We start from the raw sequence: 539 nt of genomic DNA, 5'->3' as shown, positions 1-539 counted from the left end.
TTTGGTGGTTCAGCCATAGGAAATGTAATAGGAGGAATAGTAGGTGGATTGTTTGGTAAAAAATCCCCTCCTCCACCAAAAGCCCATGCAAAATATGAATTTGATGAAGAAGATGAAAGCTATAACCTAATCTCAAGTGGTTCAAGTGATGGTGGAAATAAACAAGCTATGATAGATATAGGTAAAGCTTTCGCAAATCACCTTGAAAATATGTTTAAACTCCCAGGAGGACAACTAGTAGATGCTAGTATGCTTCCAGATATACAAGTAAATCAAAGAAGTAAAACAGTAACTATCAATGGAAAAAGTGGAAGCTTTGATGAAGTCAATGATATATTGTCTCACCTTCTAGTAGATAGAATACCATTTATCAATGTAGAAAATGGTGATGAATATATATTAAGAGCATTGAATAGAACAAATGAGAAGTTCCAAGAAGAAGATATATACGCTAGAAAAGGAAGAGGGGATTTAGAAGAACTGTATGAGAATATTTCACTAGCAAGTGATTATAGTAAATATAAAAATGAAACTGTAGT

Annotated in this window: 1 protein-coding gene; it reads left to right on the top strand. The window is 33.2% G+C overall.

What is annotated here, in order from left to right:
• The coding region (locus CRU91_RS12330; protein WP_222718484.1) for a hypothetical protein at nucleotides 1–539 on the top strand (539 nt) is incomplete at both ends.

It is taken from the genome of Aliarcobacter vitoriensis (assembly GCF_003316695.1).
GTDB lineage: Bacteria > Campylobacterota > Campylobacteria > Campylobacterales > Arcobacteraceae > Aliarcobacter > Aliarcobacter vitoriensis.
Note: the sequence above shows the minus strand (reverse complement) of the source record. Positions and strands in the feature narration are given on the sequence as shown.